The organism is Actinomadura graeca, from assembly GCF_019175365.1.
Lineage (GTDB): Bacteria > Actinomycetota > Actinomycetes > Streptosporangiales > Streptosporangiaceae > Spirillospora > Spirillospora graeca.
Map to the genome: position 1 here is coordinate 5604676 of NZ_CP059572.1, position 14948 is coordinate 5619623.

14 protein-coding genes are annotated in these 14948 nt (G+C 72.8%); 7 read left to right on the forward strand and 7 right to left on the reverse strand.

What is annotated here, in order from left to right; genetic code table 11:
* Positions 1 to 245: 245 nt before the first annotated feature.
* Complete coding sequence (locus AGRA3207_RS24990; protein WP_231329441.1) at positions 246 to 1235, forward strand: sulfotransferase family protein; 990 nt, start codon at positions 246 to 248, stop codon at positions 1233 to 1235.
* A 4-nt stretch (positions 1236 to 1239) separates the two neighbouring features.
* Here the strand turns inward: AGRA3207_RS24990 and AGRA3207_RS24995 are convergent, their stop codons facing one another.
* The gene (locus AGRA3207_RS24995; RefSeq protein WP_231329442.1) at positions 1240 to 2163 is read right to left on the reverse strand and encodes a glycoside hydrolase family protein; all 924 of its coding nucleotides are present in this window, start codon (positions 2161 to 2163) and stop codon (positions 1240 to 1242) included.
* A gap of 252 nt (positions 2164 to 2415) precedes the next feature.
* Here AGRA3207_RS24995 and AGRA3207_RS25000 point away from each other — a divergent pair, with 252 nt between their 5' ends.
* Positions 2416 to 3102, forward strand: coding sequence for a hypothetical protein (locus tag AGRA3207_RS25000; RefSeq protein ID WP_231329443.1), 687 nt, complete (start codon positions 2416 to 2418; stop codon positions 3100 to 3102).
* Between the two features lie 68 nt (positions 3103 to 3170).
* A complete protein-coding gene (locus AGRA3207_RS25005; RefSeq protein WP_231329444.1) occupies positions 3171 to 4103 on the forward strand; it encodes a LysR family transcriptional regulator in 933 nt (310 codons plus the stop codon).
* On the opposite strand, the gene AGRA3207_RS25010 is transcribed toward AGRA3207_RS25005, so the two are convergent.
* On the reverse strand, positions 4095 to 5045 hold the full coding sequence (locus AGRA3207_RS25010; protein WP_231329445.1) for a LysR family transcriptional regulator: 951 nt from the start codon (positions 5043 to 5045) through the stop codon (positions 4095 to 4097). The genes AGRA3207_RS25005 and AGRA3207_RS25010 overlap by 9 nt on opposite strands.
* 175 nt (positions 5046 to 5220) lie before the next feature.
* On the opposite strand from AGRA3207_RS25010, the gene AGRA3207_RS25015 reads away from it, so the two are divergent.
* Positions 5221 to 5793: a snapalysin family zinc-dependent metalloprotease gene (locus AGRA3207_RS25015; protein ID WP_231329446.1), complete on the forward strand. Its 573-nt coding sequence runs from the start codon at positions 5221 to 5223 to the stop codon at positions 5791 to 5793.
* Positions 5794 to 5877: 84 nt separating this feature from the next.
* Here the strand turns inward: AGRA3207_RS25015 and AGRA3207_RS25020 are convergent, their stop codons facing one another.
* The 4 genes from AGRA3207_RS25020 to AGRA3207_RS25035 all read right to left on the reverse strand — a co-directional run bounded on the left by AGRA3207_RS25020 (position 5878) and on the right by AGRA3207_RS25035 (position 9291).
* Entirely contained in the window at positions 5878 to 6561 is a 684-nt protein-coding gene (locus AGRA3207_RS25020; RefSeq protein ID WP_231329447.1) for a 3-keto-alpha-glucoside-1,2-lyase-like domain-containing protein, read from the reverse strand.
* An 11-nt stretch (positions 6562 to 6572) separates the two neighbouring features.
* Entirely contained in the window at positions 6573 to 7760 is a 1188-nt protein-coding gene (gene wecB, locus AGRA3207_RS25025) for a non-hydrolyzing UDP-N-acetylglucosamine 2-epimerase (RefSeq protein ID WP_231329448.1), read from the reverse strand.
* Positions 7761 to 7855: 95 nt separating this feature from the next.
* Positions 7856 to 9103, reverse strand: a complete 1248-nt coding sequence (locus tag AGRA3207_RS25030; RefSeq protein ID WP_231329449.1) for a glycosyltransferase family 2 protein — start codon at positions 9101 to 9103, stop codon at positions 7856 to 7858.
* Complete coding sequence (locus AGRA3207_RS25035; protein WP_231329450.1) at positions 9100 to 9291, reverse strand: hypothetical protein; 192 nt, start codon at positions 9289 to 9291, stop codon at positions 9100 to 9102. Before AGRA3207_RS25035 ends, AGRA3207_RS25030 begins: the two co-directional genes overlap by 4 nt.
* 296 nt (positions 9292 to 9587) lie before the next feature.
* Between AGRA3207_RS25035 and AGRA3207_RS25040 the strand changes: the two genes are divergently transcribed.
* Positions 9588 to 11417: a DUF2334 domain-containing protein gene (locus tag AGRA3207_RS25040; protein ID WP_231329451.1), complete on the forward strand. Its 1830-nt coding sequence runs from the start codon at positions 9588 to 9590 to the stop codon at positions 11415 to 11417.
* Positions 11418 to 11448: 31 nt separating this feature from the next.
* Here the strand turns inward: AGRA3207_RS25040 and AGRA3207_RS25045 are convergent, their stop codons facing one another.
* Positions 11449 to 12531: a glycoside hydrolase family 113 gene (locus AGRA3207_RS25045; protein ID WP_231329452.1), complete on the reverse strand. Its 1083-nt coding sequence runs from the start codon at positions 12529 to 12531 to the stop codon at positions 11449 to 11451.
* A gap of 213 nt (positions 12532 to 12744) precedes the next feature.
* On the opposite strand from AGRA3207_RS25045, the gene hmgA reads away from it, so the two are divergent.
* Positions 12745 to 14085, forward strand: a complete 1341-nt coding sequence (gene hmgA / locus AGRA3207_RS25050; protein ID WP_231329453.1) for a homogentisate 1,2-dioxygenase — start codon at positions 12745 to 12747, stop codon at positions 14083 to 14085.
* The gene (locus tag AGRA3207_RS25055; protein ID WP_231329454.1) at positions 14082 to 14840 is read left to right on the forward strand and encodes a GntR family transcriptional regulator; all 759 of its coding nucleotides are present in this window, start codon (positions 14082 to 14084) and stop codon (positions 14838 to 14840) included. The genes hmgA and AGRA3207_RS25055 overlap by 4 nt, the downstream gene beginning before the upstream one ends.
* Positions 14841 to 14948 lie beyond the last annotated feature (108 nt).

Sequence of the window (14948 nt, forward strand, 5' to 3'; positions counted from 1 at the left end):
TGCGTGCCGGGTCCGGTGCGCTGACCAGATCGGCGATCGCCGTCCCCACGGCGCGGCGGGACGCGGCGGGACCGGGCCGACGCCGTCCCCGGACGCCGTCCCCGGACGCCGTCCATGGACGCCGTCCCCGGGGACCCCGCGCTGTCCCGCCCTGGACGCCGGGGCCCGGCGCGTCCTGGTACGCTCTGGTTTCATACATATTCGGTAGATTTAATCTACTTAGTACCGGACTGTGTGGAGCTCAGATGGGACTGCCGGATTTCCTGGTCTGCGGTGCCCCCAAGGCCGGCACCACCGCGTTGCACGCGGCGCTCGCCGGCCATCCGTCGCTGTACATGTCACCGGTGAAGGAGCCCAAGTTCTTCCTCACCGACGGGCCGCCGCCGACCCGCGGCGGCCCCGGCGACGCCCAGACCTACCGCGAGCACGTCTGGCGCCGTGCCGACTACGAGGCGCTGTTCGACGAGGCGCCGCCCGGAACGCTCCGCGGCGAGTCGACCCCGTTCTACCTGTACGACCTGGCGTCGCAACGGCGCATCCGCGCGCTGATCCCCGAGGTCCGCCTCATCACGATCCTGCGGGATCCGGTGGAGCGGGCCCACTCGAACTGGACGCACCTCTGGTCGGCCGGGCTGGAGCCGATCAGCGACGTGGTCCGGGCGTGCGCGGCCGAGGAACGCCGCATCGAGGACGGCTGGGCGGCGTTCTGGCACTACGTCCGGCTCGGCCGTTACGGCGAGCAGCTCCAGCACCTTCTCACCCTGTTCCCGCGCGAGCAGGTCCTGGTGTTCCGCTACCGGGACCTGCTGGAACGCCCGGCGGAGGCCCTCGACCGCATCTGCTCGTTCCTCGGCGTCGAGACGGGCGTCCTCACCGAACTGCCCCGGGAGAACGTCACCGCGCACCCGGACCTCAATGCCCGCCACCGGATCCTCGCCCGGACGCTGCGTCTCGGCGTGACCGCGGGCACGCTGCTGCCGGGCGACCTCGCCACCCGTGTGACGGCGCCGCTGGAACGCGCGCTCCAGGGGAACGGGCGGCCCCGGCGCCCGCTCACCTGGGAACAGCGCGCGGCGCTCATCCCCTACTTCGCCTCGGACGTCGGGCTGCTGGAGGAGGTCACCGGCGAGCCGTTCGGCGACTGGCTGGAGCCTCGGCCGTCGTCCGGCGGCATGGTGGGCGCGCGGCCCGCGGGGCAGCGTCAGGCCCGCAACGGCCGGCCCCGGTCCGGATGAGCGGTCAGGCGACCTCCTCGGACGGGTGGAACTCCGTCCGGATGTCGTGGGCCCCGTCCGCCCGCGCCGCCTCGTAGTACAGCCGCCAGCCCCGGCCCGGGACGGGGACGGCGCACAGGTAGCGCAGCCCCCGGCCGCGGTGCGGCGACTCCGCCACGGGGGAGGTGCCCAGCGCCGCCAGCACGCCGAATCCCGTCCCGACCGCGAGGCCGGTCCGCTCCTCGTAGTTCTCCGCGGCGGTGGCGCGGCCGTCGTAGTAGGCGAAGACGTGGCCGCGGTGGGGGACGACGGCCGCGACCCTGACGCCGCGGGCGTCCCAGTGACCGGGGCGCCCGCCGAGCGCGGTGCCGTGCCACGTCCAGTCGAGGCCGTCGGGGCTGGTGGCGTAGTCGGTGACCATCCGGTCGGCCTCGGCGGGGTCGGCGAGCGGATGGCAGGACGCCCACAGGTGCCACTTGCCGCCCTCCCGGAGGATCACCGGGTCCTTCACGCCGACGCTCGGGCTCCCCGGCAGCACGACGCTGGGCTCCGCGTCCGCGAGCCCTTCGAGCGTGGCCGCCTCCAGGGTCTCGATCCGCCAGTGCTTGGTGCGGTGCGTCGCGCAGCTGAGGTACAGGCGCCACCGGCCCTCGTCGGTGCGGACGAGCGCGGGCCGCTCCAGGGACTCGGCGTCCAACCGGTCCTTCCCGATCGACACGACCGGCTCGAAGCGCTCCCCGTCATGGGACGCGGCGATGACGACGTCGTGGCCGCGCCCCTCGCCCAGCGGGCGGCGCAGCCGGTAGGCCAGATAGGTCACCCCGTCCACGACGCACGCGCTCGGCGCGCCGGCCCAGTGGCCCTCGCCTCCCAGCGGCGGCGGCACGGCAGGACGGGACCGGTCGAGGAGAGGGGGGGCGAACGGCGGCACGTATTCCCTAGTGACCATACTCAAATGATAGAGAACATCCCTGCTAGACGGGTGGCCGGGGTACGGGCACCGCCGGATTTTCAGCCTCCGGCACGGCCGGGACTCCGCGAGGCCGTCCTCCGCCAGGTCAGGATCTGTGGACGCGTCATCGGGCGATATCGAACGGGCCGTGTGATGGAGAGGGCCCCGAAGACGATTGACGGCGGCCCGCCGGGGTTCCTAGCGTCATCGGGCGTTGGCCGGGGGCAAGGACAGAGAAGGGAACCGGTTGTGATCAGCTCCTCCGTTCGCCGGCCGGGCGCATCGTCGCCGGTCCGCCGCCGCGCGACCGCCCGCTCCGCCGCCCTGACCGCCGCCCTGACCGCCGCCGCTCTGGCCCTCGGCTCGGCGACCGGTGCCGCGGCGGCGCCCCGTCCCGCCGCCACCGCGGGCACGATGGGCTTCATCGGCTGCTCCATGGCGGAGAACGTCGCGCAGGGATACGTCGCGGCCGGCGGAACGCGCATGTGGGGCCCCTACGGGACGGGCGGCCTCGTCGTCCAGGCGTGGACGGACCCGAACTCGCCCGCCTGGCAGAAGTTCGACCAGCAGGCGGCCAAGTTCGGGAAGCCGACGGCCGTGTGGGTGCAGATCTGCGTCTTCGCCCGCGACGGCGCGACCTACGACGAGGTGAAGCGGCTCATCGCCAACGCCCGCGCCCACGCCGCTCCCGACGCGACGATCCACATCACGGGCCAGCCGTTCTACGAGACCGGCCACACGTGCTCCCTCGCGGGCGCCGACGGCCCCAAGCTGACCGACGACCTCGCCCGGCGCGCGGCCGCGGACACGACGCAGAAGGCCGCCTACTCCGGGTCGTTCCTCCTCAAGAACACCGAGGTCGCCGCCGACGGCTGCCACGCCAATACCGCGGGCCGCCAGTCGCTCGGCAAGAAGGCCCTGGAGCTCTGGACGTAGCCCGCGCCGCCGGGCATTGGCAGGCCGTCATCCGTCGGCGGCCTGATGAGCGCACCTAGGCTCTGCGCATGGAACTGGAATTCCGTCACCTCCGGGTGGTGCTCGCGCTGGTGGACACCGGCACCCTGACGGGTGCGGCCGCCCAGCTGGGCGTCACGCAGCCCGCGGTGTCGGAGACCCTCCGCCGGGCCGAGCGGGTCGCGGGGGGCGCGCTGTTCCGGCGGGGGGCGCACGGCGCCTCGCCCACGCCGCTGGGGGAGGTGGTCGCCGCGCACGCGCGCGGGGTGCTCGACTCCCTGGCGCAGCTGAAGGCGGCCGGGTCGGCGCTGCATCTGAGCTGCACCCCCAGCACGCTCCAGCCCCACCTCGTCGTCCTCGCGGAGGAGGCGCTGGGGGCGGCGGTGGACGTGCACGCGGCACCGGAGTCCGCGGCGCCGGTGGACCTCGTCGCCGACGGCCGCGCCCACGCCGTCCTCGCGACGGACTTCCGCGGCCACGAGCACCCCGACCTGCCGGGCGTCCGGCGGACGGTGGTGGCGCACGAGCCGATGTTCGTGGCGGTCGCCGCCGACGGCCCGCTGGGCGGACGCGGCGAGGTGGACCTCGCCGACCTCGCGGGGATCGACTGGGCGGTGACGCCGGCCCGGGACCGGCGCCGCGCCTACCTGCTGGACGTGCTCACCGGCGCCGGAGTGCGGGCCCGGGTGCGCACGGTCGACTTCGCCGCGGCGTTCGGGCTGGTCGGGATGGGCCGGGTGGTGCTGCCCGTCATGCCCGGCGCCCGGTCGAGGGAGGGCATCGCGTTCCTGACGCTCGCGGGCACGCCGCTGGCGGTGCGGACGAGCCTGTTCTGGCGGGCGGACGGCCCGCTGCGCCCGGCCGATGTGATCCGGCTGCGCGACCGGCTGGTGGCCGCCCAGCACGAACGCGTCGAGCGGGCCCCGCTCTACCGGAAGTGGCTGGAGGCGCATCCAGAGTGGCGGACGACGCCCTCACGATGACGCCGAGCCCAGCCAGCCGTCGTGGCGGTCGAACCAGCCGGGCACCCGGCAGCGGCCCGGCACCGCCCGCCGGTAGGCCAGGACCAGTTCGGCGGAGATGCGCTCGGCCTGGGCGCGGGAGAGGGACGACGACAGCAGCACGTGCCGCAGCCGCAGCGGCGAGCCGCGTACCTCCGCCGCCGCGCCCGGCATGCCACCGGGGCCGGCCAGCGCCTGCACGACCGTCACGACGGGGTCGCCGCGCCGCACCGTCTGCGCCGCGCTGATGAGGGCGGAGGTGCGGATCAGCGGTGTCCGCAGGCCCGCGGACGCGCAGACGTCCCGGAGATGCCCCACGAATTCCCCGCCGTCGAACCGGTCCATCAGCCAGGTGAATTCCACGAGCCGGGACAATTCAACGACACCCTGATGATCGATCTCGGGTGGCACGGTCACGAACACCGGCTCCCGTCCGATCTCGATCAGCTCGACGCCCTCGGGGACGAAGCACTCGCGTCCGGGATAGTCGACGTGCGACACCAGGTCGAGCTCGTCGGCGACCAGGGCGTTGATCGCCTCGGCGCGGCTCTCCACCACGGTCAGGTCCACCGGGCGGTCCGGCACCGCGGCGGAGGCCGCCTCGCCGAGGAACGAGGCCAGCACGGTGGGCAGGAGGCCGACGCGCAGCTCGGGCCGGTCACGCAGGCCGCGCATCGCCCGGGCCAGGTCGTCCATGCCCGCGAGGACGGTCCGCGCGTGCTCCAGCACCGCCTCGCCCAGCGGCGTCGGCGCCATCCCCTGCGGGGTGCGGTGGAACAGCGCGCCGCCGACGGCCTCCTCGATCCTGCGCAGCTGGGTCGTCAGCGCCGGCTGCGAGGCGCCGAGCCGGGCCGCCGCCCTGGTCAGGCTGCCGTCCACGCTGATCGCGTCGATCATCCTGAGATGGCGGACCTCCAGCTCCATGAGCCAAGTATGCGTCCGCGGCCACGGCAAGAAATGCCTATCAAAGAATATTATATGCATTCGTCATGTCGCCGGAACGCTTTATACGGCTACTCTCTCTCAGGTCGGCGCCGTGAAAACAGCCATAACGCGGGGGCACCAGCCGGTATCACATCCATCGGGAAAGGAGCCGGAGATGTTCCCCACCAGATTCGTCGCGGCAGTGCTGGGCGGCGTCGCCGCGCTGGTCCTGGCCGGCGCGACCGGCGCCGCCGCGGCCCCCCAGCGGGCCCCGGCGCAGACCACCATCTACTACGACGCGAGCCAGGCGGCCGAGCTCACCGCGCAGGTCGACGAGGCGGCCGAGATCTGGAACACCCGGGTCACGAACGTCCGCCTGGTCAAGGGGCAGGCCGGCATCACGGTGACCACCGCCCAGAACGGGTCGGCTCCCGGGACGGCCAGTTGCGTCGGCTGCACCCGCGGCCAGATCTACTTCTACCGGAACCAGATCAAGTCGTCCGGTGCCGCGCCGCTGCGCGTGATCGTGCACGAATTCGGCCACATCCTCAGCCTGGAGCACCCGCCGGACATCGGGAACTGCGACAAGGTGATGGCGGGCGGACGGTGCGACAACCCCTACCCCAACGCCGACGAGCGCGCGGCGGTCGACCGCTTCTGGGGCCGCGGCCTGCTCCACCCGAAGCCGGGACCCGACCACGCCGACGAGAACGAGGTCCTCGCCGCCCCCGCACCGGCCATCCGGTAGCGGAGGCGCATCCGGTACGCGGGGCCGGGGCCGGGGTCGTGGGTCCTTCCCCCCGGTCCCGGCCCCGTACCGCTCCCGTCGGGGTCAGGGACCGGGACGGACGGAGATGTCGCGGAACTCGACTTCGGCGTCCTCGGTGTAGAGACCCACGGCCCCCTCGGTGTACGGGCGTTCGGTGTCGGTGAACGTCGTCAGCTCCCGGCCGTCCACCCGGACGGTCATGGCGGCGCCGCGGTGGGAGACGCCGACCTCGTACCACCGGCCGACCGCGAAGGCGGGCCGGCCGGTGGCGAGGAAGCGCTGCCCGCCGGGATAGGCGGGGTCGCGTTTGCCCAGCTCCCAGCCAGTGGGCTTCAGGGCGAGATAGTAGAAGCGGCTCTCACTGGAGTAGGCCCAGGCGACCCAGGCGGCCTCCCACGGATTCGGGACCCCGCCCCGCAGCTGGGCGACGGTACGGGCGCGCACGCGGAACTCCATGCTCCCGTACCGGGCCCGGGAGACGACCAGGCCCGCATGCGTCTCCGCGGGCTTGGTCGCCTTCCTCGGCCGCAGGGAGATGACGTCGTCGCGTGAGCCGTTGACGCCGTGGCCGTCGAACACCGACCGCCACGGGCCATGGTCGGTGCCGTCACGCCACCGGTCGAACCCGTCCCCGCCGCAGCCGGGCACGGCGGCCACGGCCGCGGCGGTGACCAGTGCGGCCAGGGCGAGTGCCGGGCGGCCGCCGGGCGGCGACGGGTCCGGCCGGGGCGGAGGCGTCTGCGTCATAGGGGTGCGGTTCAGTCCAGCGCGGCGGAGTACACGGCGTCGGGCCGGAGGCAGTCGCCGACCATCGCGCTGATGATCCGGTCCGCCGCCCGGCCGTCGCCGAAGGGGTTGACGGCGCGGGCCATCCGGTCGCGCTCCGCCTCGTCGTCCAGCAGCCGGGACGCGGTGGCGAAGACCTCGTCCGGGTCGGTCCCGACGAGCCGGGCCACGCCCGCGTCGATCGCCTCGGGCCGTTCGGTGGTGGCGCGCAGCACCAGCACCGGCTTGCCCAGGCTGGGCGCCTCCTCCTGGACGCCGCCCGAGTCGGTGAGGACCAGGTCGCAGGCGGCGAGCGTCGCGGTGAAGTCCGGATAGCCGAGGGGCTCGCAGATCGTGACGCCGGGATGGCCGGCCAGATCGGGGAGCAGCGACTCGCGCACCGCGGGGCTCTTGTGGAGAGGTAAGAGCACCTCGCAGTCGCCGCGGTCGGCCAGGCGGCGGACGGCGCCCGCGAGCCCGCGCATCCCGCCGCCCTGGTTCTCGCGGCGGTGCAGGGTCACGAGGATCCGCTTCCCGGTGGTGCGGAACGCCGGCTCGCCCCGGCCCTGCCGGAGCATCCAGTGGAGGTTGTCGATGACCGTGTTGCCGGTCGTGACGATCTGCGGCTCGGGGATGCCCTCGGCGCGCAGGTGCGCGGCGGCCCGCTCGGTCGGCGCGAAGTGCCAGCGGGCGATGCGGCCGATCAGGCGGCGGTTGAGCTCCTCGGGGAACGGGTTGTAGAGGTTGCCGGTGCGCAGCCCGGCCTCGACGTGCGCGACGGGGATCTGCTCGTAGGACGCGGCGAGCGCGCCGCACATCGCGGTGGTGGTGTCGCCCTGGACGACCACCACATCGGGACGCTCGTCGCGGATCGCCGCGTCGAGCGCGGTGACGAGCCGCCCGGTGAGCCCGGACAGCCGCTGGCGGTCCCGCATGACGGCGAGGTCGGCGTGGGCCTGGACGCCGAGGGCGGCCAGCATCGGGGTGAGCATCTCCCGGTGCTGGCCGCTGCTCACCACGAACGGCTCGCAGAGCGGCGAGGCGTCCATCGCGCGGACGACGGGGGCCAGCTTGATCGCCTCGGGCCGGGTGCCGAGCACGACCATGGCCCGGATCGGAGGGTCACCCGCGATGTTCCCCGGCCGGTTCCCGGCAGGGCGGTGCAGGGGAAGGACTGTCATCTTTCTGCTCCTCGCAGACGTGTTCGGATGACGCGGGAGGCCGGTAGCGGGTGAGGCCGGCCATCGCGCCGGACAGGCGCCAGGCGGGGGCTCGCCTAGGTTCGTGCGGTCTTGAGCCAGCCGTGCTTGCCGGTGACGACCCGTCCGAGGGCCCACCAGCCGGAGACGAACCAGATGTAGCCGTAGATCACATAGAGGTGACCGAGCAGAAGCGAGTAGGAGCGGCTCACCGGCTCGCGCCTGCGGTAGACGAACGCGTAGGCGGCCGCGGGGCCGAACGTCATCCCGTAGAACCAGGGCAGCCACCACAGGGAGACGAGGCTGTGCCCGGCCCTGCCCGAGGCGACGGCGGTGTCGCCGAGCATGAGGACGAAGGCGATCGGCAGCAGTGAGGTGAGCAGGAGCAGGGCCGGGCTCGACAGGTGGTACAGCAGGTCCGCCGCCGGCCGCGGCGCGATCCCGCGCAGGATCAGCGGCGCCAGCCGCGACGCCTGGATATGGCCCTGGAACCAGCGGGACCGCTGCCTGAGCAGCCGCCCGAGGGTGAGGACGGCCTGCTGGTGGACGGCCGCCGTTCCGCAGTAGGCGTTGGTCCACCCGGCCGCGATGAGGCGGACGCCGAGGTCGAGGTCCTCGGTGAGGGAGTCGCTCCAGGGGCGGCCGGGCAGCGACCGCAGCGCGGCGAGCCGCATGAACTGGCCGTTGCCGCCCATCCCGACGCTGCCGAGATGGCGGCGTCCGGCCTGGAAGATCTCGCCGTAGACGACGAACTCCATGTCCTGCAACCGGGCGAGAAGGCGGCTGTGGCGGTTGTACATGCGTACGCCCACCTGCACGGCGCCGACTCCGGGGTCATTGAAGAAAGGATCGACCTGTTCCGGTGCGTGATGGTCCAGTCGCCCATCGGCATCGACCACGCAAATGATGACGTCGTGTGGATCCCTGCCTTCCAGGAGATCAGATTCGCTCAACCAATTCAGCCCGGCGTTGAGCGCCGCGCCTTTTCCTTTCCGGGCATCCGGAAACCGTCGCCGGTAGAGGTGGATTCTGCCGGGTGCGGCTTCGGCCGCCGTGGTGACGGACTGTGCAGTGCCGTCATCGGATGCGTCATCGATGACCAGGACGACGAAGTCGTCCAGCCGTAGTCCGGTGAGGCGCGCGAGGCTCTCACCGATCACCTTCTCCTCGTTCAGGCATGCAAGCATGAAAACATAGGTCCGCTCCTTCCGCGCCTCGCCCGGATGCGGGATCCGCCGCCGCGACAGGACGAACATTCCGCTGTTGTAGACGACCGCGAGCACGATGATGGCCAGGCTTCCGGCCACCGCGAGCTGGCCGATCATGGCCACTCCCTGGCATGCGGCCGCCGCGCGCCCGCCGTCGCCCGCATCCTCACACCGGCGAGAAGAAGTCCGAAAGCGGTCAGGCAGTAAAAACCGAAGCCGATTCCGGTGATCTGCAGAAAGACCCGCGCCACCTGCATGGCAGGAGTCTCCCCAGGTGTGGCCACGATCCCGGAGAAGATCAGCATCACGCCGATCGAAGACTTTATGTACACCCCGTGTACCCCCGTTTTCTCGCATGACGACTAACGGAAGTCCCGCGTTTTCGTAGCGTTACCCACGGTCGACGCGGCACCCCCGGTGGTGTTCAGACCGGGACTCCGTAAGTGTTCATCGGAAACGGTACCCCGAAGTAAAGTCTTGTCAAAGTCGAGAAGATGAAGGGCCGCGGATCGGCCGGATCGCGCCACGCCCGAGGCGGTGCGCCATTCCGCTCGGTGTGCGGTGCTCTTACTCTTCGTAAAGGGACGTGGAGGGAACTTCCATGACCATGAAATGGCTCAGCCGAAAAGCGGCGGCCCTGCTGGCGGCGGTGACGCTGCCGGTCGCGCCCGTCGCGGCCGCCCCCGCGGGGGCGGCGACCGGGACCGCGGCCCTGCCGGTCCTACCGGGCCACACCGGGCCCAAGGGGCATCACGGGGGCGAACCCACCTTCGGGCCGGCGCCCGCGCTGAAGATGGCCGAATGGGCCAAGGCCCAGGCGGCGGCCGACCGGCGCAGGCGGCAGGCGCCACCGGCGACCACACCGCTCAAGGGCGTCGAGCTCGCGCCCGCGACGGCCGCGGCGCCGCGGGCCGCCGCCGCGGCGTCCTCGGCCCTCGTGCTCTACGACTCGACCGGCCCGTACGGGTTCCTCGGCGAGCTGTACGGGATGGCCACCGCGAACCTCGCCGGCCACTTCGGCACGGTCAAGGCCAAGCCCGTCTCGCAGTACACCGCCGGGGAGGTCGAGCAGCACACGGCCACCATCTACATCGGCTCGACCTACTACGGCGGCTCCGTCCCCGACGCCGTCCCGAACGCCTTCTACGCCGACGTCGCCGCGACGGCGAGGCCCGTGGTCTGGGTGAACAACAACATCTGGACGCTGGCCGGCAAGATCGGAGTGCCCGCGTTCACCGCCAAGTACGGCTGGGACCCGACCCAGTCGTTCTTCGACCCCGTCGGGGGCGTGACCAGGGTCGACTACAGGAACCAGCCCCTGACCCGCACCGTCCCCGCCGGGTCCGACGGCGGCGTCCTGCGCCCCCGCATTACCAACCCGTCGGCGGTGACGAGCCTCGCCACCGCGCAGGACACCAGCACCACCCCGGCGACGTCCTTCCCCTGGGCGATCAGGTCCGCGAACCTGACCTACCTCGGCGAGATCCCGTACGCCTACGTCAAGGAGACCGACCGGATCATCGCCTGGCACGACCTGCTGTTCGACGCCCTCGCGCCGGGCACGGCCATCCGGCACCGCGCCGTCCTGCGGCTGGAGGACATCAGCCCGGCGAGCGACCCGGCCCAGCTGACGGCCGTCGCCCAGTACCTGGCCGCGCAGCGCATCCCCTACGCGTTCCAGGTGATCCCCGTCTACACCGACCCCCGTGGCGCCAACAACGACGGCGTCCCGGAGACCATCACGCTCGCGCAGAGGCCGCAGGTCCTCAACGCACTGAAGTACATGGTCGCCAACGGCGGCCGGATCGTGGCGCACGGCTACACCCACCAGTACCGCAACGTCCAGAACCCCTACAGCGGGACGACGGGCGACGACTTCGAGTTCTTCCGCGCGCACATCGACGCGAAGGACTCCGTCGTCCTCGACGGCCCGGTCCCGGAGGACTCCGCCACCTGGGCCTCGTCGAGGATCGGCACGGGCAAGGCCGCCTACGCCCCGGCCGGGCTGCCCACCCCCACGATCTGGACGACCCCGCACTACGCGGCCTCCGCCGTCGACTACGGCGCCGTCCGGCAGCACTACGCCGCCCGCCTGGAGCGCAGCCTGTACTTCTCGGGCCAGCTCACCGGCGGTTCCGTCGACGGGCGCCGCTACATCGGGCAGTTCTTTCCCTACCCCGTCCGTGACATCGGCGGCGCCACCGTGCTGCCCGAGAACCTCGGGAACTACGAGCCCGAAGCCCAGAACAACAATCCGCTGCGGACGCCCGCCGACATCATCAGGGCCGCCCAGTACAACCTGGCGGTGCGCGACGGCTTCGCCAGCACCTTCTACCACCCCTACCACGGGACCGGCCCGCTCTCGCAGATCGTGAGCGGCATCCGGGGCCTCGGCTACACCTTCGTCGACCCGGGGAACCTGGCCCCCTAGACGAGCGCCGGGTCCTCCGGGCGCCGGGTCGTCACCCGGGCCGCCACCAGCGGCGGAGGACCCGCTCAGCGGGCTTGCCGTGCGGGGAGTACGAGAGGCTCCGGGGCGTCTCGGCGGCGTCCGGCCAGTCGTCCCACATCCACCAGTGCACGCCCGCCCACCAGCCCAGGCCCCCGCAGCTCGCGAGGAGGGCCTCGTACGCGGCGGCCTGCTCGGCGGCACCGTCGGCGGTGCTGATGTCCCACGCGTACGGCGCGGCCGTGGATCCCCGCTGGCTGACGTACCCCGCCTCGGTGAACAGGACGGGCCGTCCGCGGTCCGCCGAGAAGCGCGCGACCCGCCGCAGGATCGGCTGCCACGCGCGCCGCAGCTGCGCGACGTCGGTGGTGGGCCCGGACGCCAGCGGCCAGTAGGCGTCGATCCCGATCAGGTCCAGGCGGTCCCAGAACGCCACGTGCTCGTACTCGTCGTAGTTGGCCGCGTAGACGAGCGTCCCGCGGAACCGCGCCCGCACCGCGGCGACGACGTCCAGCCAGGGATCCCGGTCACCCGACAGCCCGGCCAGCTCGGTCCCGACGGCCAGCTCGTCCGCGCCGGTCTCCCGGGCCAGGTCGGCGTAGTGCGTGATGAGGCGCGTGTAGGCGGCGTACCAGCGGCGCCGGTCCCGCGGCCTGATCGCGGCCCGGTCCTGGTCACCGGGCAGGTCCACATGCGGTTTCAGCAGGACGCGCAATCCCGCCCGCCGCGCCAGGCCGATGATGTGCCGCAGCCCGGCGTCATCGGCCGTCTCGTCCGTGCGGTGCATACCGTCGTCGCGCGGCGAGTCCTGGTACCAGGTCGGGTTGAGCTGGATCCAGTTCGCGCCCGCCGCCGCGATCGACGCGACGTAGGCGCCCGCCCGCGGCCCGCCGTAGTCGCCTTCACTCCAGGACGGCAGGGCCACCCCGTGCTGCCGCGCGGACGGCGGCGCGGGTCCGCGGCGCGGTTCCCCCGGGCGCCCGCCCCCGGGCGGCGGGCCGGACACCGAGCACGAGGCGGCCGCGCACAGGACGGCGAGCAGTGCCGCCGTACGCGCTCCGCGCCCGCGGGCCGTGGGCCTGTTCGCCTTCGTCACCCGATCCATTCCAGCCGACGCGGCCGCACGGTGCGACCGGGCCGTCGATCTTGGTCCGGTCCATCCTGACCGGAATCCGCCACCGGAATCCGGAACCCGCCCCGCGCCCCCGGCGCCCCGGCGACGAACCGTGGCCGATGACGGTCTGGGGGCCGTCCGGGCGCAATGCTATGTTCGAGCATAGTAATCAAATGAATGCCTGGGAGGGACGCCGTGACCACCAGCACCGCCGCCGTGGAGGCGCACGACACTTCGGGGACGGGCGAGCAGCCCCGCTACCTGCCGGGATTCGGTAACGAGCACGTCACCGAGGCCGTCCCGGGGGCGCTCCCGGAGGGCCGCAACTCACCACAGCGGGCACCGCTCGGCCTCTACGCGGAGCAGATCAGCGGCACCGCGTTCACCCAGCCGCGCTCGGTCAACCAGCGCACATGGGTGTACCGGATCCTCCCGTCGGCCGCGCACGGGCCGTTCCGCAAGATCGGGGACGGGCTGCTCCGCACCGCGCCGTTCACCGACGTCCCCGCCGACCCGAATCGGCTGCGCTGGGACCCCCTGCCCCTCCCGGACGCGCCGACCGACTTCGTCGACGGCCTGTTCACCATCGGGGGCAACGGCGACGCCGAGACCCGCGCCGGGATCGCCGTCCACTGGTACCGGGCCGACACGTCCATGACCGACCGGTACTTCGTCAACGCCGACGGCGAGTTCCTCATCGTCCCGCAGCTCGGCGGGCTGCTCCTCGACACCGAGCTCGGCCGCCTGCGCGTCGCGCCAGGGGAGATCGCGGTCGTCCCGCGCGGCATCCGCTACCGCGTCGAGCTGCTCGCCCCCGTCGTCCGCGGCTACATCTGCGAGAACTACGGCGCGTCCTTCACGCTCCCCGAGCGCGGGCCGATCGGCGCGAACGGGCTCGCCAACGAGCGCGACTTCCTCGCCCCCACCGCCGCCTTCGACGACCGGCGGCGCGACGTGCAGGTCGTGCAGAAGTTCGGCGGCGGCCTCTGGGCCGCCGACTACGACCACTCACCGCTCGACGTGGTCGCCTGGCACGGCACCTACACCCCGTACAAGTACGACCTGGCGCGCTTCATGACGATCGGGACGATCAGCTTCGACCACCCCGACCCGTCGATCTTCACCGTGCTCACCTCGCCCACCGACACGCCGGGGCTGGCGAACGCCGACTTCGTGATCTTCCCTCCGCGCTGGCTCGTCGGCGAGGACACCTTCCGCCCGCCGTGGTACCACCGCAACGTCATGAGCGAGTTCATGGGCCTGGTCCGCGGCGTCTACGACGCCAAGGCCGACGGCTTCCTGCCGGGCGGCGCGAGCCTGCACAACGGCTTCACCTCCCACGGCCCCGACGCCGAGACCTACGCGCGGGCCAGCACCGGGGAGTTGCGGCCGCGGAAGCTGGACGACACGCTGGCGTTCATGTTCGAGAGCCGCTGGATCGTCCGCCTGACCGAGCACGCCGCGACCGCGCCCTCGCTCCAGGACGACTACGACGGCGTGTGGGACGGCCTGCGGCCGCACTTCACCCGGCCGTGACGGCCGTGGACCTCGACCTGCTCCCGCCGCTCGCCGCGTCCGCCGACCGGCGGCTCCCGCTGTGGGCGCAGGTCGCCGAGAGCGTCCGCGACTTCGCCGAACGCGCCGCGCCCGGCGCGCCCACGCGGCTGCCGACCGAGGTCCAGCTCGCCCGCCACTACGACGTGAGCGTGTCGACCGTCCGCCAGGCGCTGGCGGCGCTGGAGGGCGAGGGGCTGCTCACCCGCAGGCGGCGGCACGGCACGTTCGTCGCGCCGCGCGGCGTCCAGTCCCGGCCGCTGCACGTCGCGGGTCCGCTGGACGCCGTCGTCCACCAGCAGGCCAGCGACGAGACGCGGGTGCTCGGCCGCCGGATCGTCCCCGTCCCCGGGGAACTGCGCGCGATCTTCCCCGGGGCGGAGGAGCTCGTCGAGTTCGAGCGCGTCCGCTACTCCGACGGCGCGTTGCTGAGCCACGCGAGGAACCACCTGCGACGCGACGTGGGCGACCGCGTGTCCGACGAGAGCCTGCGGACCGGCTCGATGACCCGTGTCCTGCGCGACGACCTCGGCCTCGCCCTCGGCCGCATCGACAACGAGATAGCGGCGGTCGCCGCCGACTCCGAGATCGCCCGGCTGCTGGACATCGAGCCCCGCGCCCCGGTCCTGCAGTCCCGCAACCTGACCTTCGACGCCGACGGCGCCATCGTCGACGCCGCCGTCATCCACTACCGCGCCGACCGCTTCCGCTTCGCCCTCAGCCTCAGCCTCTCCTGACCATGGCCGAGAACCGAGGACCCGGCCCGGCCTGACGGTACCGGCTGGTGGACGTGCTGGAACAAGGCGATCGTCTGCCTCGGACGCCGACTGCGGGCACGCCACCAG

Coding starts and splice junctions, on each gene's coding strand:
- AGRA3207_RS25030 (WP_231329449.1), bottom strand. CDS start 9,103: ATGATCGGCCAGCTCGCGGTGGCCGGAAGCCTGGCCATCATCGTGCTC.
- AGRA3207_RS25010 (WP_231329445.1), bottom strand. CDS start 5,045: ATGGAGCTGGAGGTCCGCCATCTCAGGATGATCGACGCGATCAGCGTG.
- AGRA3207_RS25020 (WP_231329447.1), bottom strand. CDS start 6,561: ATGACGCAGACGCCTCCGCCCCGGCCGGACCCGTCGCCGCCCGGCGGC.
- AGRA3207_RS25005 (WP_231329444.1), top strand. CDS start 3,171: ATGGAACTGGAATTCCGTCACCTCCGGGTGGTGCTCGCGCTGGTGGAC.
- AGRA3207_RS25015 (WP_231329446.1), top strand. CDS start 5,221: ATGTTCCCCACCAGATTCGTCGCGGCAGTGCTGGGCGGCGTCGCCGCG.
- AGRA3207_RS24990 (WP_231329441.1), top strand. CDS start 246: ATGGGACTGCCGGATTTCCTGGTCTGCGGTGCCCCCAAGGCCGGCACC.
- wecB (WP_231329448.1), bottom strand. CDS start 7,760: ATGACAGTCCTTCCCCTGCACCGCCCTGCCGGGAACCGGCCGGGGAAC.
- AGRA3207_RS25040 (WP_231329451.1), top strand. CDS start 9,588: ATGACCATGAAATGGCTCAGCCGAAAAGCGGCGGCCCTGCTGGCGGCG.
- AGRA3207_RS25035 (WP_231329450.1), bottom strand. CDS start 9,291: ATGCTGATCTTCTCCGGGATCGTGGCCACACCTGGGGAGACTCCTGCC.
- AGRA3207_RS24995 (WP_231329442.1), bottom strand. CDS start 2,163: ATGGTCACTAGGGAATACGTGCCGCCGTTCGCCCCCCCTCTCCTCGAC.